This is a genomic window from Natronohydrobacter thiooxidans, from assembly GCF_001884735.1.
Classification (GTDB): Bacteria; Pseudomonadota; Alphaproteobacteria; order Rhodobacterales; family Rhodobacteraceae; genus Roseinatronobacter; species Roseinatronobacter thiooxidans_A.
In genome coordinates this window covers 202,344-220,252 of sequence record NZ_MJAP01000013.1, presented here as the reverse complement: position 1 = coordinate 220,252, position 17,909 = coordinate 202,344, and the positions used below count along the sequence as shown (strand labels likewise).

Annotated in this window: 21 protein-coding genes; 12 read left to right on the top strand and 9 right to left on the bottom strand. The window is 65.9% G+C overall.

The features are described 5' to 3' along the window. Positions 1-12: 12 nt before the first annotated feature. Together BG457_RS10380 and dusB are read right to left on the bottom strand one after the other, a co-directional pair. A complete protein-coding gene (locus tag BG457_RS10380; protein ID WP_071797067.1) occupies positions 13-1,107 on the bottom strand; it encodes a two-component system sensor histidine kinase NtrB in 1,095 nt (364 codons plus the stop codon). Further along, entirely contained in the window at positions 1,104-2,132 is a 1,029-nt protein-coding gene (dusB, locus tag BG457_RS10375; protein WP_071797099.1) for a tRNA dihydrouridine synthase DusB, read from the bottom strand. The genes BG457_RS10380 and dusB overlap by 4 nt, the downstream gene beginning before the upstream one ends. Positions 2,133-2,321: 189 nt before the next feature. Between dusB and ispD the strand changes: the two genes are divergently transcribed. From ispD to BG457_RS10355, 4 genes are read left to right on the top strand one after another with little or no spacing between them, the layout of a single operon-like run. Continuing rightward, complete coding sequence (gene ispD, locus BG457_RS20260; protein WP_071797066.1) at positions 2,322-2,981, top strand: 2-C-methyl-D-erythritol 4-phosphate cytidylyltransferase; 660 nt, start codon at positions 2,322-2,324, stop codon at positions 2,979-2,981. Between the two features lie 15 nt (positions 2,982-2,996). Then, a complete protein-coding gene (gene ispF, locus BG457_RS20255; RefSeq protein ID WP_071797065.1) occupies positions 2,997-3,485 on the top strand; it encodes a 2-C-methyl-D-erythritol 2,4-cyclodiphosphate synthase in 489 nt (162 codons plus the stop codon). Next, on the top strand, positions 3,482-3,979 hold the full coding sequence (locus BG457_RS10360; protein ID WP_071797064.1) for a phosphatidylglycerophosphatase A family protein: 498 nt from the start codon (positions 3,482-3,484) through the stop codon (positions 3,977-3,979). The genes ispF and BG457_RS10360 overlap by 4 nt, the downstream gene beginning before the upstream one ends. Continuing rightward, positions 3,976-4,452 carry a CinA family protein gene (locus BG457_RS10355; RefSeq protein ID WP_071797063.1) on the top strand — a complete coding sequence of 159 codons (477 nt, stop codon included), beginning with the start codon at positions 3,976-3,978 and terminating at the stop codon, positions 4,450-4,452. Before BG457_RS10360 ends, BG457_RS10355 begins: the two co-directional genes overlap by 4 nt. Before the next feature lie 33 nt (positions 4,453-4,485). On the opposite strand, the gene BG457_RS10350 is transcribed toward BG457_RS10355, so the two are convergent. Beyond that, on the bottom strand, positions 4,486-4,932 hold the full coding sequence (locus BG457_RS10350) for a type II toxin-antitoxin system RatA family toxin (protein ID WP_071797062.1): 447 nt from the start codon (positions 4,930-4,932) through the stop codon (positions 4,486-4,488). A 64-nt stretch (positions 4,933-4,996) separates the two neighbouring features. Here BG457_RS10350 and hpt point away from each other — a divergent pair, with 64 nt between their 5' ends. The 5 genes from hpt (at position 4,997) to BG457_RS10325 (ending at position 9,365) form a co-directional block, all read left to right on the top strand. Beyond that, positions 4,997-5,533 (top strand): hypoxanthine phosphoribosyltransferase, encoded by a 537-nt coding sequence (hpt, locus tag BG457_RS10345; protein WP_071797061.1) that lies wholly within the window; start codon positions 4,997-4,999, stop codon positions 5,531-5,533. Between the two features lie 82 nt (positions 5,534-5,615). Continuing rightward, positions 5,616-6,074: a c-type cytochrome gene (locus BG457_RS10340; protein ID WP_071797060.1), complete on the top strand. Its 459-nt coding sequence runs from the start codon at positions 5,616-5,618 to the stop codon at positions 6,072-6,074. A gap of 49 nt (positions 6,075-6,123) precedes the next feature. Beyond that, a complete protein-coding gene (locus BG457_RS10335) occupies positions 6,124-7,014 on the top strand; it encodes a c-type cytochrome (RefSeq protein ID WP_071797059.1) in 891 nt (296 codons plus the stop codon). A gap of 91 nt (positions 7,015-7,105) precedes the next feature. Beyond that, a complete protein-coding gene (locus BG457_RS10330) occupies positions 7,106-8,287 on the top strand; it encodes an AI-2E family transporter (RefSeq protein WP_084657584.1) in 1,182 nt (393 codons plus the stop codon). 106 nt (positions 8,288-8,393) lie between these two features. Continuing rightward, positions 8,394-9,365: a cation transporter gene (locus BG457_RS10325; RefSeq protein WP_071797058.1), complete on the top strand. Its 972-nt coding sequence runs from the start codon at positions 8,394-8,396 to the stop codon at positions 9,363-9,365. Between the two features lie 1,421 nt (positions 9,366-10,786). Here BG457_RS10325 and BG457_RS10320 read toward each other — a convergent pair. Both BG457_RS10320 and BG457_RS10315 read right to left on the bottom strand, forming a co-directional pair. Further along, on the bottom strand, positions 10,787-11,374 hold the full coding sequence (locus BG457_RS10320) for a 5-formyltetrahydrofolate cyclo-ligase (RefSeq protein ID WP_071797057.1): 588 nt from the start codon (positions 11,372-11,374) through the stop codon (positions 10,787-10,789). A 67-nt stretch (positions 11,375-11,441) separates the two neighbouring features. Continuing rightward, positions 11,442-11,639, bottom strand: coding sequence for a hypothetical protein (locus BG457_RS10315; protein ID WP_071797056.1), 198 nt, complete (start codon positions 11,637-11,639; stop codon positions 11,442-11,444). Positions 11,640-11,726: 87 nt separating this feature from the next. Here BG457_RS10315 and BG457_RS19975 point away from each other — a divergent pair, with 87 nt between their 5' ends. Then, positions 11,727-11,957 (top strand): hypothetical protein, encoded by a 231-nt coding sequence (locus BG457_RS19975; RefSeq protein WP_139257673.1) that lies wholly within the window; start codon positions 11,727-11,729, stop codon positions 11,955-11,957. 9 nt (positions 11,958-11,966) lie between these two features. Here the strand turns inward: BG457_RS19975 and gmk are convergent, their stop codons facing one another. Continuing rightward, complete coding sequence (gene gmk / locus BG457_RS10310; RefSeq protein WP_071797055.1) at positions 11,967-12,611, bottom strand: guanylate kinase; 645 nt, start codon at positions 12,609-12,611, stop codon at positions 11,967-11,969. Between the two features lie 4 nt (positions 12,612-12,615). Further along, a complete protein-coding gene (locus BG457_RS10305) occupies positions 12,616-13,518 on the bottom strand; it encodes a YicC/YloC family endoribonuclease (protein ID WP_071797054.1) in 903 nt (300 codons plus the stop codon). A gap of 202 nt (positions 13,519-13,720) precedes the next feature. Between BG457_RS10305 and BG457_RS10300 the strand changes: the two genes are divergently transcribed. Then, positions 13,721-14,302 (top strand): PAS domain-containing protein, encoded by a 582-nt coding sequence (locus BG457_RS10300; RefSeq protein WP_071797053.1) that lies wholly within the window; start codon positions 13,721-13,723, stop codon positions 14,300-14,302. 357 nt (positions 14,303-14,659) lie between these two features. Next, on the top strand, positions 14,660-15,385 hold the full coding sequence (gene hisA / locus BG457_RS10295; protein ID WP_071797052.1) for a 1-(5-phosphoribosyl)-5-[(5-phosphoribosylamino)methylideneamino]imidazole-4-carboxamide isomerase: 726 nt from the start codon (positions 14,660-14,662) through the stop codon (positions 15,383-15,385). A 21-nt stretch (positions 15,386-15,406) separates the two neighbouring features. Here hisA and BG457_RS10290 read toward each other — a convergent pair whose 3' ends face one another. Beyond that, positions 15,407-16,093 (bottom strand): DNA alkylation repair protein, encoded by a 687-nt coding sequence (locus tag BG457_RS10290; RefSeq protein WP_071797051.1) that lies wholly within the window; start codon positions 16,091-16,093, stop codon positions 15,407-15,409. Continuing rightward, positions 16,090-17,907 carry a glutamine--fructose-6-phosphate transaminase (isomerizing) gene (glmS, locus tag BG457_RS10285; protein ID WP_071797050.1) on the bottom strand — a complete coding sequence of 606 codons (1,818 nt, stop codon included), beginning with the start codon at positions 17,905-17,907 and terminating at the stop codon, positions 16,090-16,092. Before glmS ends, BG457_RS10290 begins: the two co-directional genes overlap by 4 nt. Positions 17,908-17,909 lie beyond the last annotated feature (2 nt).

Genomic DNA, 17,909 nt, shown 5'->3' with positions numbered 1-17,909 from the left:
CCTTGCTCTCGGTCATTTCGGACTTCCGGTCATTTCAGGGTCGCGCGCACGCGGCAGCGAGACGCGGAACATCGTCCGTCCCGGCCTGCTTTCCACAGTGATCCAGCCATCATGCGCGGCGATGATCTTCGAGACCAGCGCCAGCCCCAGCCCGGTGCCATTCTCGCGCCCCGACACGAACGGATCAAAAACTTCATCGGCAATCTCGGGCGGCAGGCCGGGACCATCATCAATCACCTCGACATGAATGGGCAGCGCCACATCCTTGCCGCTCGCCCCGCGCCGCCGCAGCGACTGCTCGAAAAACGTGCGCAGCTCGATCCGCCCGCCCAGCAGATTGGCCTGAGCCGCGTTTTTCAGCAGGTTCAGAAACACCTGCAGCAACTGGTCCCCATCCGCCCAGACCGGCGGCAGCGACGGATCATAGGCATCGACAATCCGCATATGCGCGGCGAATCCCACCTCAGCCGAGCGCCGCGCGCGCTCCAGCACGTCGTGGATATTCACCGCCCGGCAATCGGGCGGGCGCTGGTTGCCGAATTGCTCGACCTGATCCAGAAGCTTCACAATCCGCTGGGTTTCGGCCACGATCAGATCGGTCAGCCCCCGGTCCTCGCCCGAGAGCCCCATCGACAGAAGTTGCGCCGCCCCGGTGATCCCCGCCAGCGGGTTCTTGATCTCATGCGCCAGCATCTGCGACATGCCGATGGCCGAGCGCGCGGCATGGCGGATCCCATCCGCCTTGCCCAGCTTGCCGGCAATATCGCGCGGGGTCATCAGCATCAGCACCAGATCGCGCCGATCCCCCATCAGCGCCAGATGAATCGCGCAATGCCCGCCCGAACGCTCGCCCAGACTGACCGGCACATCATTGATGAAAACCGGTGCGCGATTCTCGCGACAGCGCGCCAGTGCCGTCTCGATCGGCGCGTCAATCTCGATGATCCGCGCCAGCGGCCGCTCCAGCACCGACCGGCGCGACAGGCTCAGGAACTGCTCCGCCGCCGGGTTGCAATCTATGATGCACTCAACCCCGCCCTGCAGCCCGATCATCAGCGCAGGCAGGGGCAAGGCCGCCCAGATCGTGCCGGTGGCCGGTGGCGTCATGCGGCGCACTCCAGATCATCGCAAGGCTCCAGCGCCTCGGGCAGCAGGCGCAACACCTCGTCCGGATCGCGCGCTGTCAGCAGCCGGTGGCGCAGGGCAGCAGATCCCCGCGCCGCCTCGACATACCAGCCCAGATGCTTGCGCGCGTTCTTCATCCCCAGATCGCGCCCGTAAAAATCAAGCATCGCCTCGTAATGCCCGGCCACCAGCGCGACCAGCGCCGCGCCACTCGGGCGCGCAGGCGCCGCCGTACCGAACAACTCTGCCGCCACCTCAGCCAAGAGCCACGGCCGCCCCTGCGCGCCCCGCCCGATCATCACCCCCGCCGCGCCCGATTGCCCCAGCGCCGCCCGCGCGGCCTCGACACTCACGATATCGCCATTGGCGATCACCGGCACGCCCGCCGCCGCGACCACCTCGCCAATCGCCGCCCAATCGGCGCGGCCCTTGTAGAACTGGCAGCGCGTGCGTCCATGGATCGTGACCATCCGCACGCCCGCCTCTGCCGCCCGCCGCGCGATCTGCGCGGCATTCAGGCAATCATCATCCCAGCCCAGCCGGGTTTTCAGCGTCACCGGCACCCTGACCGCGCCCACCACCGCCTCGATCAGCCGCAGCGCATGATCCGGCTCGCGCATCAGCGCCGATCCCGACATGCCGCCCACCACCTTCTTGGCAGGACAGCCCATATTGATGTCGATGATCTCCGCGCCACCCGCCTCGACCATGCGCGCGGCTTCCGCCATCCAATGCGCCTCGCGCCCGGCAAGCTGGACCGAGGTGCGTGCCTCGCCCAGACCCAGTTCCGCCCGCGCCTTGGCCCGGACCGAGGGTTTGGCCTGCACCATCTCCTGACTGGCCACCATTTCCGAGACCACCAGCCCGGCCCCGAATCCGGCAACAACCCGGCGGAAGGGCAGATCGGTGATTCCCGCCAGCGGGGCCAGCAGCACCGGCGGCGCAATCCCCAGCGCCGCCAACCCCGCATGGGGCGGATAGTCTGCGCGGCTCTCGTTCCTCTGCATCAGGTCATCCTGCATTCTCTTGCCCCTGTCCTAGTCTGCCGGGACCGATCACGCAAATGCCTTCGGCAAAAGGCTGACGCGAATTTCATCATGTGATGAAAAATTGTGCATATTTTTCCGGCAGACGCGCGGATTGTCAGCAAGCCCCGCTTCGGCCTATAGCTGGGCGCATCACCAGCCGAGGGGCGCATGGCACAGACACTCGCCGCAATCATCGTCGCCGCAGGGCGCGGCACCCGTGCCGGACCGGGCGGGCCGAAACAATGGCGCCCGCTTGCGGGCCGCCCGGTTCTGGCCTGGACGCTCGACGCTTTCCGCAAGGCGGGGCTCACGCGGCTCGTGCTCGCCATCCACCCCGAGGACCGCGATCAGGCCGAAGCCCTGCTGCGCCCCGGCGAGATTGCCGTCACCGGCGGGGCCGACCGCGCCGCCTCAGTCCGCGCCGCGCTCGAATCCCTCAGCGACAGCCCCCCCGATCTGGTGCTGATCCATGACGGCGCGCGCCCGCTGGTCAGCGCCGCCGTCATCGCAGGCGTGATCACAGCGCTTCAGACCAGCGAGGGCGCCGCCCCCGCCCTGCCCGTCATCGACGCGCTCTGGCGCGGGCAGAACGGCCTCGTGCAGGACACCGCCCCGCGCGACGGTCTCTACCGCGCCCAGACCCCGCAGGGCTTTCACTTTGCCGCTATCCTGCAGGCCCATCGCGCCCATTCCGGCCCCGCCGCCGATGATGTGGAAATCGCCCGCGCCGCAGGCATGCGCGTCGCGATCACGCCGGGCTGCGAGGATAATTTCAAACTCACCTATGCCCCCGATTTCGCCCGCGCCGCGCGGCTTCTCGGGGCCTGAACAGGACAGACCGACATGGATATCCGCCTCGGCAATGGCTATGACGTGCACCGTTTCACCAGCGGCGAGGGCTGCTGGCTCTGCGGCATCCTCGTGCCCCATGACCGCGCGCTCGATGGCCATTCCGACGCCGATGTCGGCATGCATGCGCTGACCGACGCAATCTATGGCGCGCTCGCTCAGGGCGATATCGGCCGCCATTTCCCGCCCAGTGATCCGCAATGGAAGGGCGCGGCAAGCCATATCTTCCTGCGCCATGCGGTCGATCTGGCCGCGAGCATGGGGTTTCGCATCAGCAATTGTGATGTGACACTGGTCTGCGAACGCCCCAGAATCGGCCCCCATGCCGCGGCGATGCAGGAAAAACTCGCGCAGATCATGGACCTCGACACCAGCCGCATCTCGGTCAAGGCCACCACCTCCGAACGCCTTGGCTTCACCGGCCGCGAGGAAGGGATCGCCGCCCTCGCCACCGCCTGCCTGATCGCAAAGGAGACAGCATGACCCCCACCCGCCTCATCGCCACCTTCTTCGGCGCGGGCCTGTTGCGCCCGGCCCCCGGAACTTGGGGCTCGCTCGCAGCCCTGCCCGCGGCATGGGCGATCCACCAGATCGGCGGCTTCGCGCTGCTGGCACTCGCCACAGTGCTTGTCTTCCTGATCGGCTGGTGGGCGACGGTGCAGGAAACCCGCGGCCTCGATGACCCGGACCCCTCGGAGATCGTCATCGACGAAGTGGCCGGTCAATGGCTCGCGCTCTGGCCGGTCTCGCTTGGGGCGATGATGCAGGGCGTGCCGATCACCGCACTCTGGCCGGGCTGGGTGGTGGCGTTTCTCGCCTTCCGCGCCTTTGACATCTGGAAACCGGGGCCGGTGGGGCTGGCCGACCGGATGCACACGCCCTTGGGCGTGATGCTCGATGATATCATCGCAGGCGCGCTGGCGGCAATGGTCGTGGCCGTGGCCGCCGTGGTCGCACATGGGATCATGGGGGCATGAGCCCCGCCGAGCTTCTGGCGTTGGCCCGCGCCGCCGGAGCGCGGATCGCCACCGCCGAAAGCTGCACCGGCGGCATGATCAGTGCCGCGCTGACCGATATCCCCGGATCGTCGGATGTGGTGGATCGCGGCTTCGTCACCTATTCCAACGCCGCCAAGACCGAGATGCTGGGCGTGCGACCTGAAACCCTTGCCGCCCATGGCGCGGTCTCGGAACAGGTGGCGCAAGAGATGGCCGAAGGCGCGCTGGCCCGCGCCAATGCGACAATCACCGTCGCCGTCACCGGCATCGCAGGCCCCGGCGGGTCCGAGCACAAACCCGAAGGCCGCGTCTGTTTCGGCATCGCGCGGCCCGACGGCACCCGTACCGAAACCGTCGATTTCGGCCCGCTTGGCCGTGCTCGGGTGCGCGCGGCCAGTGTCACCCATGCCCTGAACCTGCTCGCCGCAGCGCTTGGCGACGACGCAAGGTAAGGTGCGTGCTACAGCACGCACCCTACGCCCCCCTCACCCGTAAAGCGCCTTCGCCCGCGCCTCGAACGCGCTCACAACCCGGCGCATCGCCTGATCGAACACCACCCCGATCAGCTTTTGCAGCACCGGATTGCGGAACTCGAAATCAACCGAGAAATCCACGACACAGCCGCCCCCCTCGGCAGGCCGCACCTGCCAATGCGAGATCAGATATTTGAACGGCCCGTCCAGATAGGCCGTGTCGATCTTGCCCGCTTCGGGGTAAAGCCGCACGCGCGAGCCGAATCGCTCGCGAAACACCTTGAAGGAAATCACCAGATCCGCCTCGATCTCCTCGCCCCCCGCAATCGGCCTGCGCGACCGGATCCGCGCCGCCGCGGTCCAGGGCAGAAATTCGGGATAGCGCGCCACATCCGCCACCAGATCGAAAATCTGTCCCGCCTCATAGGGCATATGGCGATGTTCGGTATGTTTGGGCATGCTCTGCTCTTGTCCTGCTCCGCGCCCATGTCCTAAAGTCAGACCGAAAAATCAAGGGGCAGTTATGACGCAGCCAGCCTATGTCATCGACCAGATGATCTCCGCCAAGCAAATCGCCGCACGGGTCGAGGAACTGGCCGAGGAAATATCGCGCAGCTTCCAGAGCACCGAGAAACTCGTGGTCGTGGGGCTTTTGCGCGGCTCTTTCGTCTTCATCGCCGATCTGGTGCGCGAAATCGACCTGCCGGTCGAGGTCGATTTCCTCGAAGCCTCCAGCTATGGCGACAGCACCCGCTCCTCGCGCGAAGTGCGCATCCTCAAGGATCTCTCCGGCCAGATCGAGGGGCGCGATGTGCTGGTGGTCGAGGATATCGTCGATACCGGCTTCACCCTCAGCCATGTGCTGCAACTCCTGCTCGCGCGCAACCCCGCCCGGCTGGAAGTCTGCGCGCTTCTCGACAAACCCTCGCGCCGCGAGGTCGAGATCAAGGCCACATGGACCGGATTCGAGATCCCCGATGAATTCGTCGTCGGCTACGGCATTGATTATGCCCAAAGAAACCGCAACCTGCCCTTTATCGGCAAGGTCCGCTTCACCTGAGACCCGCCTCACGGATCTATGATATTGATTTGCGACAGCATTATCCTAAGGTCACAGCCGTGATCAACAGGGAGTAGACAGAATGTCTTTCAAACACCTCATTGGAACCCTTGCCCTCGGCGCCGCCATCGCCTTTCCGGCCATGGCCGAGAATGACCCGGCAGTTGAAACACGGCAGGGGCAGTTCAAGCTCTTCATTCATAATTTCGGCGTCATGGGCGCCATGGCGCAAGGCCGGATCGACTATGACGCCGAAATGGCGCAGACCGCTGCCGACAATCTCTTTCATGTGACCCGCCACGACCAGTCCCGCCTCTGGCCCGAAGGCACCGATTCCATGAGTATCGACGGCACCCGCGCCCGGCCCGCGATCTGGGACAATCTCGATGATTTCGCGGCGAAATTCGGCGCATTGCAAGACGCGACCGAAGCGCTGCAGGGGGCTGCGGGCGATGGTCTGGAGGCCATGCAGGCCGCCTTTGGCAGAACCGCAGGCGCCTGTCAGGCCTGCCATGAGGTCTATCGCGAAGAGGCCAGCTAAGGCAGGGCGCGGCATCGAACCCGCCCACAGGATCAGCGAAAGGGCTCTCATGCACCGGTTTCTTCTGGGCTTCGCAGCTTTGGGCATCATAGCGGCAGGAACCGCCTGGGCGCTCTCCGCCCCGCGCCCCTTGGACGAGGCACAGATCACCGACCTGCAAGGCGACCCGCAGGCAGGTCGAACCATCTTCCTCGCCGCCGGCTGCAGTTCCTGCCATCGTGCGCCTGCGCGCGACTCTGATCCGCTGATCCTGTCAGGCGGGCGCAGCTTTGCCAGCGATTTCGGCACCTTTCACGCCCCGAATATCAGCACCCACCCCGACCATGGCATCGGCAACTGGTCGCAGGCCGAATTCATCAATGCGGTGATGCGCGGCATCTCTCCGCAAGGCGCGCATTATTACCCGGCCTTCCCCTATACCAGCTATATCCGGGCCGAACCGCAGGACATCGCCGATCTCTATGCCTATATGATGACCCTGCCCTCGGACGCGACCCCCTCGCTGCCGCATGATCTGGACTTTCCCTTCACCATCCGCCGCACGCTGGGCCTGTGGAAAACCCTCTTCCTGCGCGACGACTGGGCCGTCACCGGCCCCCTCACCCCGCAAGAAGAACGCGGCCGCTACCTTGCCGAAGCGCTCGCCCATTGCGGCGAATGCCACACGCCGCGCAACCTCCTTGGCGGGCTCACCCGCGCCGAATGGCACCGTGGCGCACCCAACCCCTCGGGCACAGGCCGGATCCCGGCCATTGCCGGGCCGGGTTTCGACTGGACCGAATTCGATGTCAGCGCCTATCTCAGTTCCGGCCTGACCCCTGAATTCGACGTGGTGGGCGGGACCATGGCCGATGTGGTCGGCAATCTGCGCCAGCTCGACAAGGCCGATCTCGACGCAATCGCCGCCTATATCCTGCGCGCGGCCCGCGAAGGCGACTGAGCCGCCGATAAAAAACGCGGCAACACCCTTGTGCGCGTCACAGGGGGCACGCATACTGCATACCTGAGTTCCGCAGTGGCAGCCGCACCATATGTCTGACAAGAACACCACCCCGGCCCCAAGCGGCATCGCAAGGCTGAGCTTCAACGAGAAGTTCCGCCTGCAGACATGGCTGATGGGCATCATCGCCTTCGCCGTGGTGCTGTTTCTGCTGGTGCAGGCGAAATTCATCCTGATCGCACTCGCCATCGCCATCATCCTGTTTTCGCTGACCTCGGATGCGATCAACTCGATCTCGCGCCTGCGCATCGGCCAGTTCCGCATCGCCAACTGGCTGGCCTCGATCGTCGCGGTGTTCCTCATCGCCTCGGGGCTGCTGACCCTTGCAGGGCTGGTGATCTCGCAGATCAATACGGTCCTCAGCACCACCCTCGCCTATACCGACGACGCGCAGCGCGCGATTGCGCAGATGTTCGCATGGATGGGTCCGGGGGTCGAGAACTCGGTCCTGCAGACGGTGCGCAGCATCGAGATCTCGGGCTATCTGCGCTCGGCCGCCGGTCAGGCGGGCACGATCCTCAGCCAGGTCGTGCTGATCATCCTCTTCGTGGGCTTTCTCTTCCTCGAACGGGTCTGGTTCGGCACCAAGCTGGAAAACCTGATGGCCGACAAGGCCCAGGCGGCGCGCGTCAGCGCCATCATCGGCTCGATCATCCGCCGCGTGAACCGCTACCTTCTGGTCAAGACGCTGGTCTCTTCCGTCACCGGCGTCGCGATCTTCCTGCTGCTCAGCGTCTTCAACCTGCAATTCGCCGTGGCCATGGGGCTGCTGACCTTCGTTCTGAACTTCCTCCCCTCGGTCGGCTCCATCATCGCCACGCTGATCGTGACGCTGGTGGCCTATATCCAGGTGCCCGAGCCGCAGACCGCCGTGCTCATCTTCGTGCTCGCAGGCATGATCCAGTTCATCCTCGGCAATGTCATCGACCCGATGCTGATGGGCCGGACCCTGCGCCTCTCGGCCTTCGGCATCATCATCTCGCTCGCCTTCTGGGGCGCGGTCTGGGGCATCCCCGGCATGTTCCTCGCCGTCCCCTTCATGGTCGCGGTGATGATCGTCTGCTCGCATATCCCCGCCGCCCGCCCCGTCGCCATCCTGCTCTCGCGCGAAGGGTTGCCGGAAGAGGAATTCCCCCTGACGCCCGACAGCCCGGCCCAGAGCACCGAGGCCGGGGCCGAACGCGGCTACAGCCACGCCATCGGCGCCGAATAACCCGCCCCGAAAACGCAGCCCTGCCTGCCAGCACCGCGCTTCACCCCGGCCGCCATCCGTGCCAAGCTGGCGCAACGATCCGCTGTCCCGCCCAAGGTGCCCCGCCATGACCCAAAGCCCCCATGCCACCCGCGAAAGCCGCTCGATGATCCTGTCGATGATCGGCAATCTCTTCATGGGCGCGGCGGGTGTCGGCGCGGGCATCATGGCCAATTCCAGCGCCATTCTCGTCGACGGGCTGTTTTCGGCCATCGGCTTCACCTGGGCGCTGATCGGCCTGCTGGTCAGCCGCCGCCTCTCGCGCGGTCCCGACAAGTTCCGACCGCTGGGCTATGCGACCGAGGAATCACTCTTCACCACCTTCCGCGCGCTCACCATCCTTGGCCTGATCCTCTTTGCGGTCGCCACATCCGCGCAGTCGATCCATGCCTATCTGGTCCATGGCGAGGTCTCGGAACTCGTCTTCGCCCCGGTCTTCATCTATTTCGCCATCATCGCCGTGACCTGCCTGCTGCTCTGGGCGGTGCATTACCGCAACTGGGTCAAAACGGGTCGGCGCAGCGACATCCTGCGGGTCGAGGCCAAGGCCGCGATCTTCGACGGCGCGCTGTCGGGCATCGCCGGAACCGGCCTCATCGCCATCTATGTCTATCGCGACAGCTTCCTCGCCCCCGTCGCGCCCATCGGCGATTCGCTGATCGTGCTCATGCTGTGCCTCGCCGCCCTTGGCCATTTCTGGAAGGATTTCCTCGCCGGTCTGGGCGAATTGGCCGGTGTGACCGCACAGCCCGCCACGATCTCAGCGGCACGCCGGGCGATGCGCCCGGTTCTCGCGGCCCTGCCCGGCGAGGTGCAGGATTTCACGGTGATGAAAAACGGCCGCAGCCATCTGATCTGCGTCTATTACACGCCCGAGGCCGCCATCACCGCCCGCGAGGTCGACGCGCTCTATCAGCAACTGACAAAAACCGTGCACCCGGTCCTGCCCGGATCGGAAGTGCTGGTGATCATCTCCGAGGAATCGCGCGCAGGCGTCGCGATGCCCGGCCCGGAGGGGTTGCCCACCGCCCCGGCCTGATCGCGCAGCCCTTCCCGCGCGCCATGTCAACGCCCGCGCCCCGCAGCGGCGAGACGCCACGCATCCCGCGCCCGCCCCGGCCCACCTCGCGCGCGCTCAATATCCGCGACCTAAAATGCGCGAGAGGCTGCATATTTCCCTGCCCGGCACCACAAGGCGCCTGATCCCCCCGAAAGCGCGCACGCAGCTGTCATCCCTCCCATCCCGGACGGCTCAGACGCCAATCTGACCTTCACCCGCCGCGTTCATCGCCGCCCGTGCCCCGCAGCGGCGAAAGGCCCTCCATTCCGCCCCACCCGGCACCGCGACGGCCCCGATCACCCCCGAAGACCCGTGCACGCAACTAGTGCTGCCCCGCCCGGAGGGGCTCCCCCGGCCCCAGGATGCAGCTGGTCACCTCCGAGAGCTCACGCGCGGGATTTGTGCTGCCCGGCCCGGAGCGGCCAAACGCCCGCGCCTGATCCGCGCACACCACTACGCTCCCAACCTGCGCCCAGCGCCCCCGCCCCTCAGCAGCGAGAGACGGTACAGTCGCCCCCCACCACAATGCGACCGCCCCCCCGAAAATTCGCCCGCAGGCGTCGCATTTCCCACCCCGGACGCGCTCTCCGCCGCCCCGGCCACAGCGAATACCGGGCTGAGGATTCACCCGACCGGACATTCCGGCGCGCGATATCAATGCCCACCACCCCCGCGGCGAGAGACCACGCATTCCGCTCCGGCCGACCCCGCGAGGCGGCTGATATCCCGGAAGAGTCCTGCGCGGGCGTGGCACCGGCCGCCCAGGCGGGCCAGACTGCCCCGCCTGATCCACATTCGCCCCCCTCCCCGCGCGCGCCCAGCGCCCCCGCCCCGCGGCGGCGCGAGCCGTGCCAATCCCCCACCCAGCACCACAATGCGGCTGATCATCCCGGAGGACGCGCGCCCAGGGCTTGTCCTGCTTGGCCGAGCAGGCTATCCGCCGCCCCGGCCTGATCCGCACCCGCCGCACCCCTCCCCGCGATGTGGCTGGTCACCCCCGAAAACTCGCGCTCAGCCATTCTGTTTCGAGCACCGGACGGAAGCGATCTGGAGGGATAGCGGAGGGAAGCAGCACCCGACCGGACAGGCCCAACACCCGCTGCCCCGACAACTCTGCCCCATGGCGCGCCCCCGCCCAGGATGCGCCTGAGGGATCACGAAGCCCTGCGACACCGGACCAGTGCCCATGAGGGCACTTCATCCCCCCGGCGACCAGCGACGCTTCCCGCGTCTGTGCCGCGCTTGCGCGATGCGACCTCCGACTCGTTCAGGAACCCAGCGCATCCCCCCGCCGGATCACCGGACAGGCCCAACACCCGCTGCCCTGCCCGACATGCGACCTCCGAGCTCGGCCCCCCCGGATCAAACACCGTCACGGAGTCCGCCACAGAGCTGTCCGGTCACTCCGGCACCATCACCCGCTCCGGGGTCACAATCAGATCCAGCCGCTGGTCCGTCGCCTCGATCGGCACGAGCGGCACTTCCTGCGTATCAAAGGCGAAGCCGATCGCCAGAACCGGGCCTGCGGCGCGCAATCGCTCCAGCGTCCGGTCATAGAACCCTCCGCCATAGCCCAGACGATAGCCCTGCCGGTCAAAGGCCAGCAGCGGCACGATCAGCACTTCCGGCACCAGCGCCTCGCGTGTTTCGGGGATCATCGCCCCGAATGTGCCCGCCACCATCCGGCCCTCGGGCGTCCAGCGGTGAAAATCCAGCGGCTGGCCCTTGCCCGTGATCACCGGCACGCAGACCGGCCCCGGATGGCGGGTCATGATCGCGCGCGGATCGAGTTCCCCGCGCATCGCCATATAGGCCGAGAGAACCACCCCCGGCAGCCTGTCCCCGAACCGCGCCGCCAGCACATCCGCAACACGCGCCGCAGCCGCTGCGTTCATGCGGTCAGGATCGCCAGCGGCCACCGCCTGATCGCGCCGCAAACCGGCCTCGCGCCGCATGTCTTTCTTCGCCACTGCAAGCGCATCCGTCATCGCGCACCACCTTTTCTGCCGGGTCTGGCGCAAGACTGCCCAAAGCGCGGCAGGACAGCAATGCGGATTACGGCATCTCCCCTGCCGCAGGCGACGCGCGTGCGGGAAGGAAGAAGCCGATCACGGTCATTGACAGCACCAGCGCTGCCGCCCCGCCGAGGCTATAGGCGAGCACCGCCAGCAGCAGCCCGGATCCGCCCGAAAGCGCATAGCCCGCCGCAACCAGCCCGCTCAGTATGGCGATCAGAAAACCGATAATGCTCATCCACGCGCCCCCTGCGAGATCCGATCCCGCGAGTCTCGCATCAAGGGCTGAAGATTTCCTTAAAGCAATTTCAGAGAGCGCTGACAGATGTTTTCTGATAAAAACACGCCACAACAAGACCTTAAAGCAATTTCAGAAAAAGTTGACAGACTTTTTCGGTTCGAAATTGCGACAAAACAAGAAGTTAAAGCGTCTCGACAGCTCAATGAAAGCCGCATTGCGGCGCGCGCTTATCTTCAGGTGCCTGCCCGCCCTGATCTCGCGCGAGCGCCTGTCGTGCAACACCGGAACCCACTCTCGCGCATCGTGCCATGGTGACAGCGCGCTCTATCGCGCCAGCCGCGCCTCGAACTCGCGGTTCAGCCCGCGCACGAAATCCGTCAAGCCGGTCTGGCGCTCACGACGCAGGCGCTCGGACTGGATGATCCCGCGCAGCGCCGTATCGGTGCGCTCCAGATCATCATTGATCAGCACATAATCATATTCCGCCCAATGACTTATCTCATCGCGCGATTTCTGCATCCGCCCGGCGATCACCGCGTCACTGTCCTGCCCGCGCCCGCGCAGCCGCATCTCCAGCGCCGCGATCGAGGGCGGCAGTACGAAGATCGACACCACATCCTTGCCCAGGCTCGAATTGCGCACCTGCTGCCCGCCCTGCCAGTCAATATCGAACAGCATGTCGCGCCCCGCGGCCAGCGCGGCCTCGACCGGGCCTTTGGGCGAGCCATAGAAATTGCCGAAGACTTCGGCATGTTCCAGCATCTCACCCGCCGCGATCATCTGCTCAAACTCTGCGCGGCTGCGGAAATAATACTCGCGCCCCTCTTCCTCGCCGGGGCGCGGCGCGCGCGTCGTGGCCGAGACCGAAAAGCGGATCGTCGCATCCCAGTCCATCAGGCGGCGCGCCAGCGTCGATTTCCCCGCCCCCGAGGGCGATGACAGGATGATCAGCAAACCGCGCCGGGTCATGGGCTTACTCCACGTTCTGAACCTGCTCGCGCATCTGGTCGATCACGGTCTTGAGGTCAAGCCCGATCCGCGTCATCTCCAGATGCTGCGCCTTGGAACAGAGCGTATTGGCCTCGCGGTTGAACTCCTGCGTCAGGAAATCCAGCTTGCGCCCGACCGGGCCCTGGGCCTCCAGCAGCGCATGCCCGGCGGCGCAATGCGCCTCCAGCCGGTCCAGCTCCTCGGTCAGATCGGCCTTGACCGCCAGCAGCGCCAGTTCCTGCTCGATCCGGCCCGGATCGGCGCGCGCGCTCTCCAGAACCAGCGCCATGGCGCGCTCGAAATGGGCGCGCAGATCGGCACTGCGCGCGTCCCGCAAATCCCGCGCGGCGGCAGTCAGCCGCGCGATCTCATCCAGCTGGCCCGCCAGCAGCCCGGCCAGCGCCGCCCCTTCCTGCGCCCGCACCTGCGAGAAATCCGCCAGCAGCGCATCGAAATCCTCCAGCAGAATCCTCCCCAGCATTTCGGGCGGAATTGTGGCAATTTCCGGGCCCTGCTGTTGCACACCGCGCCAGGCCAGCAGATCCAGCGCACTCGGGGCCTGCAGCAGAACCCCTGCCGCCTGCGCCCGCGACTGGATCAGATCCAGCGCCGCCAGCACCGCCTCCAGCGCCTCTGCATCCACCTGCGCCACAGTCTCCGCCTGTGCGATCCGCAGCCGCAGCGCCAGGCTGACATTGCCGCGCGACAACTGGTCCGAGAGCCTGTCGCGCAGGGATTTCTCCAGAAATCCAAGTGTATCGGGCAGCCGCAGACGGAGATCCAGCCCGCGGCCATTGACCGCGCGCATATCCCAGTCCCAGTCAAGTATGGTCGTACCGAGCCTGTGGCTCCCGGCGCGGCTGGCATAGCCTGTCATCGAATACATGCGCTCTCCCTGTCTTCGCCATCGCGCCCGGTCGCATCGCCTTAACCAAATTCACAAAATATGGCAGAAATCGAGCACAATTCGAGCTATTAATATCTCATTAACAGAGCTTGCTGCAGGATGAAGGCTCCGATCAGCAGGCTCCGGGCAAGGATGTCGCGGCGCGTCTTGCCGCGCGTGGAGAGCAGGGGATGGATGCAGCATGACGGATACGGGCAAATTCACCGGTAGCACCGCTTTCGATTCGCATGCGACCCCGACGCTCTTCGCCCGGGTCTGCGCCTATTGGTCCAGCCTGCGCGAGAACGGCACCCCGCCGCGCCGCGCCGCAATCGAGGCTCAGGCGCTCGCTGATGCCCTGCCCCATGTCTTTCTGGCGGAACTCGTCACCCCGCGCGTGGCGCGGCTGCGCATCTGCGGCCACCGGATCGAGGCCCTGATGGGCATGGAAATGCGCGGCATGCCGCTTTCGGTGCTGTTTGTGGGCAGCGCGCGCGACGCGCTCGCCGAAGCGGTCGAACAGACCGCAAAGGGCGCGCGCGTGATCCTGTCGCTGGAGGCCGAAGCCGAGTCGGGGATGCCGCAGATCAGTGCCACGCTCGCGCTCTTGCCGCTGGTCGATGAGGCTGGGCGCATCACCCGCCTTCTGGGCGTGCTCGACCAGCGCGGCGAGACCGGGCGCGCGCCGCGCCGCTTCACACTGGCCCGGCCCGTGCTCGACGAGCCCCCCGCCGCGCCTGCCCGACGCCCCGTGCTGCGCGTCATCCCCGGCGGGCGGCGCTGAGATCCTCGGGCGATCTGGCGCCTGAAGTGCTGCGTCTTCGGGCGAAATCCATGAGGCTCAGCCCCCCAGAGTGACCAACCGGTCCCGCAGAACCGGAAACGCGGTTCGCAATACTCTTTAAGTGCCCCCGCTGCACCCTGCCCAACCACTGCCACACGCCCCGCCCGGCTATGCCGGGCAGCGCCCGTGAAGCGTGCAAGGACACGCTGAACGGGCGCTTTCTGCCGCAGCCCTGCAAAGCCCCCGTTTTCACTGCACCACCGCACGCATCCGGCGCGGCAGACGTCTTTTAGAGGTTTTCCTGCCCCCCGCCCCAAGGTAGAAGGCGCGCAAATCCCGCTCAGGAAAGGCCGTGCCATGATCCTCTACCCTGCCATCGACCTCAAGGACGGCCAATGCGTGCGGCTTTACAAGGGCGAGATGGATCAGGCGACTGTCTTCAATGACAGCCCCGCCGATCAGGCCCGCGCCTTCGCCGCCCAGGGTGCCGAATGGCTGCATCTGGTCGATCTGAACGGCGCTTTCGCCGGTGCCCCGGTCAATGCGCAGGCGGTCGAAGCCATCCTTGCCGCCGTCACCATCCCCTGCCAGTTGGGCGGCGGCATCCGTGACATGGCGACGATCGAGGGCTGGCTCGCCCGTGGCCTCCGGCGTGTGATCCTTGGCACAATTGCCGTCGAAAACCCCGATCTCGTGCGTCAGGCCGCCCGCGCCTTCCCCGGTCAGGTGGCGGTCGGCATCGACGCGCGCGAGGGCCGCGTCGCAACCAAAGGCTGGGCCGAGGAAACCGATGTCCTTGTCACCGACCTTGCCCGCCAGTTCGAGGATGCCGGCGTCGCTGCGATCATCTACACCGATATCAACCGCGACGGCGCGATGCAGGGCCCGAATGTCGAGGCCACCGCCGCCCTGGCGCGCGCCGTCTCGATCCCGGTCATCGCTTCGGGCGGGGTTTCCAGTCTGGCCGATCTGATCGCGCTGCGCGATTCGGGCGCGACACTCGACGGCGCAATCTCGGGCCGCGCACTTTATGACGGCAAGCTGGATCTGGCCGAAGCCATGGCCGCGCTCCGGGCGGGCTGATCCCGCCCGAATCCCCCGCGCTCAGGGCTGGAGGATCCGCAGCGCCTCTTTCCGCGCCCATTTCGCCAGCCCCGCGCCGGGACCGTCAAGAAAGGCCAGCACCCGTTCCGGGTCGCGCCGCGACAGATCGCGCAGCCACCAGGCCACCGCCTTCTGGATGAACCAGTCGCGATCCGTCACATAGCCCTCTGCCCAGCCCAGCACCCGCTCGCGCACTGCCAGTTCCTGCGCTTTCGGATGGGTCAGCCGCGCCCAGGGCAGCGTCATCACCAGCGCCGCGCGCCGCGTCCACATATTCTCATGTGTGGTCCAGCCCGCGACCTGATCCAGCCGCGCAGGCACCGCCTGCAACCGCTTCGCGCCTGCGATACTGGCGTGATCGGCCAGGGCCCAACTGTCAAATCCCTGCGCCCAACCGGCGATGATCTGCCAGACTTCGTCATCCTCGGGCCGGATCCGCGCCTGCGTCAGCAGTTTCGCGGCAAAGATGCAGGCTTCATGGATATCGCTGGCCCACATCTCGCGCGCCAGCGCGCAACGCGCCTCCAGCGTGATCTCGCGGCGCAACCCACGCGCCATTTCATCCAGCAGCGCCGCCGAGACACCCAGAAATTCGCGCCCGGTCTTGTGATAGGCCGCCATCTCCGCCGCCTTGGTCGCATCGCCCTGCGCGCGCAACGCCTCCAGCACCTGCTCTGCGCGGCTCATTCCACCGTCACCGATTTCGCCAGATTGCGCGGCTGGTCCACATCCGTGCCGCGATGCAGCGCCGCGTGATAGGCGATCAGCTGCGCGGGCACCGCATAGACAATCGGCGCGATCAGATCGGGGACCGTCGGCATCTGCAGCCGGTTGGGCACATCCCCCGCCTCTGCCAGACCCTTCGCATCCGAGACCAGAAACACATTGCCCTGCCGCGCCATGACTTCCTGCATGTTCGAGACGGTTTTTTCAAAAAGCGCGTCAAAAGGCGCGAAAATGAAAATTGGCAGATCCTGCTCGATCAGCGCGATGGGGCCGTGCTTCAGTTCACCTGCCGCATAAGCTTCGGCGTGTATGTAGCTGATTTCCTTGAGCTTCAGCGCACCTTCCAGCGCCAGGGGATACATGGTGCCGCGTCCAAGGAACAGCACGTCCCGCGCCTGCGCCAGCGATTCGGTCATCCGCCGTATCTCCTCCTCCCGATCCAGCGCCTGCGCCACATAGCCAGGAACGCTGCGCAACTCATTGAGAAGGCTTGAAAATTCTTCATCCGACAGGCGCCCGCGATCGCGTCCGGCGCGCAGCGCAAGCAGCGCGAGCACCTGAAGTTGCGCGGTAAATGCCTTGGTCGAGGCCACGCCGATCTCTGGCCCGGCATGGATTGGTAAAGCGACCGTACTCTCGCGCGCGATAGAGGAAGTCGGCACATTCACCACCGAAACCACTTGACCTACATGTGGTTTCACATGGCGCAGAGCCGCCAGCGTGTCGGCGGTTTCGCCGGATTGGCTAACGAAAAGCGCCATATTCGCAGGCCCCAGAACCGGGTCGCGATAGCGGAATTCCGAGGCGATATCGATCTCGACCGGCAGGCCCGCATATTTCTCGAACCAGTATTTCGCCACCTGACAGGCATAGAAGGCGGTGCCGCAGGCGACCATCAACAGCCGATCAACGCTTTTGAAATCAAGGGCTTCCGGCAGATCAATGCCCTGCGCATCCGCCGCGGAATATTGCCCGAGCGCCGCTTTCAGCACGGCAGGTTGCTCGGCCATTTCCTTGGCCATGAAATGCTTGTGGCCGGATTTGTCGATTCGCGCGGCCTCGACATTGATCCGGTTCACCGGGCGCGCGGTCTGTTGATCTTCCGCATCGAAAATCTGCACCCCGGCGCGCGACATGATCGCCCAGTCGCCTTCTTCCAGATAGGTGATCCGGTCGGTCAGATCCGCCAGCGCAATCGCGTCCGAGCCGAGATACATCTCGCCATCCCCATGCCCGATGCAGAGCGGAGACCCGCGCCGCGCCGCAATAATAAGGTCTTGCTCGCCCTCGAACAGAAAAGCCAGCGCAAAGGCCCCTTCCAGCCGCTTGAGCGCCGCGCGCGCCGCCTGAACCGGGGTCAGGCCCTGATCGAGGAACCGGCTGGTCAGTTGCACGATGGTTTCCGTGTCGGTGTCTGACGCGAAACTCACCCCGTCAGCGCTCAATTCTTCGCGAAGCGCGCGAAAATTCTCGATGATGCCATTATGCACCACCGCCACCCGGCCCGCCCGGTGCGGATGGGCATTGGCGACAGTCGGGCCGCCATGCGTGGCCCAGCGGGTATGGCCGATCCCGGAATGTCCCGGCAGCGGCTCATGCACCAAGAGATCCGACAGGTTGATCAGCTTGCCCACCGCCCGGCGACGGTCCAGCCGCCCATTGTTCACCGTGGCGATACCCGCACTGTCATAGCCACGATATTCTAGCCTTTTCAATGCGTTGAGGATCTGGGGCGAGGCTTCGTGGCGCCCGAGGATACCGACGATTCCGCACATGG

Excerpts from the sequence above, each read along its gene's own strand:
- BG457_RS10325 (WP_071797058.1), top strand. The coding sequence starts at position 8,394 with ATGACCCAAAGCCCCCATGCCACCCGCGAAAGCCGCTCGATGATCCTG.
- BG457_RS10320 (WP_071797057.1), bottom strand. The coding sequence starts at position 11,374 with ATGACGGATGCGCTTGCAGTGGCGAAGAAAGACATGCGGCGCGAGGCC.
- BG457_RS10290 (WP_071797051.1), bottom strand. The coding sequence starts at position 16,093 with ATGAGCCGCGCAGAGCAGGTGCTGGAGGCGTTGCGCGCGCAGGGCGAT.
- glmS (WP_071797050.1), bottom strand. The coding sequence starts at position 17,907 with ATGTGCGGAATCGTCGGTATCCTCGGGCGCCACGAAGCCTCGCCCCAG.
- BG457_RS10355 (WP_071797063.1), top strand. The coding sequence starts at position 3,976 with ATGAGCCCCGCCGAGCTTCTGGCGTTGGCCCGCGCCGCCGGAGCGCGG.
- BG457_RS10335 (WP_071797059.1), top strand. The coding sequence starts at position 6,124 with ATGCACCGGTTTCTTCTGGGCTTCGCAGCTTTGGGCATCATAGCGGCA.
- BG457_RS10330 (WP_084657584.1), top strand. The coding sequence starts at position 7,106 with ATGTCTGACAAGAACACCACCCCGGCCCCAAGCGGCATCGCAAGGCTG.
- ispD (WP_071797066.1), top strand. The coding sequence starts at position 2,322 with ATGGCACAGACACTCGCCGCAATCATCGTCGCCGCAGGGCGCGGCACC.
- BG457_RS10300 (WP_071797053.1), top strand. The coding sequence starts at position 13,721 with ATGACGGATACGGGCAAATTCACCGGTAGCACCGCTTTCGATTCGCAT.
- BG457_RS10350 (WP_071797062.1), bottom strand. The coding sequence starts at position 4,932 with ATGCCCAAACATACCGAACATCGCCATATGCCCTATGAGGCGGGACAG.
- BG457_RS19975 (WP_139257673.1), top strand. The coding sequence starts at position 11,727 with ATGTTTTCTGATAAAAACACGCCACAACAAGACCTTAAAGCAATTTCA.
- BG457_RS10380 (WP_071797067.1), bottom strand. The coding sequence starts at position 1,107 with ATGACGCCACCGGCCACCGGCACGATCTGGGCGGCCTTGCCCCTGCCT.
- BG457_RS10305 (WP_071797054.1), bottom strand. The coding sequence starts at position 13,518 with ATGTATTCGATGACAGGCTATGCCAGCCGCGCCGGGAGCCACAGGCTC.
- hpt (WP_071797061.1), top strand. The coding sequence starts at position 4,997 with ATGACGCAGCCAGCCTATGTCATCGACCAGATGATCTCCGCCAAGCAA.
- BG457_RS10360 (WP_071797064.1), top strand. The coding sequence starts at position 3,482 with ATGACCCCCACCCGCCTCATCGCCACCTTCTTCGGCGCGGGCCTGTTG.
- dusB (WP_071797099.1), bottom strand. The coding sequence starts at position 2,132 with ATGCAGAGGAACGAGAGCCGCGCAGACTATCCGCCCCATGCGGGGTTG.
- hisA (WP_071797052.1), top strand. The coding sequence starts at position 14,660 with ATGATCCTCTACCCTGCCATCGACCTCAAGGACGGCCAATGCGTGCGG.
- BG457_RS10340 (WP_071797060.1), top strand. The coding sequence starts at position 5,616 with ATGTCTTTCAAACACCTCATTGGAACCCTTGCCCTCGGCGCCGCCATC.
- BG457_RS10315 (WP_071797056.1), bottom strand. The coding sequence starts at position 11,639 with ATGAGCATTATCGGTTTTCTGATCGCCATACTGAGCGGGCTGGTTGCG.
- ispF (WP_071797065.1), top strand. The coding sequence starts at position 2,997 with ATGGATATCCGCCTCGGCAATGGCTATGACGTGCACCGTTTCACCAGC.
- gmk (WP_071797055.1), bottom strand. The coding sequence starts at position 12,611 with ATGACCCGGCGCGGTTTGCTGATCATCCTGTCATCGCCCTCGGGGGCG.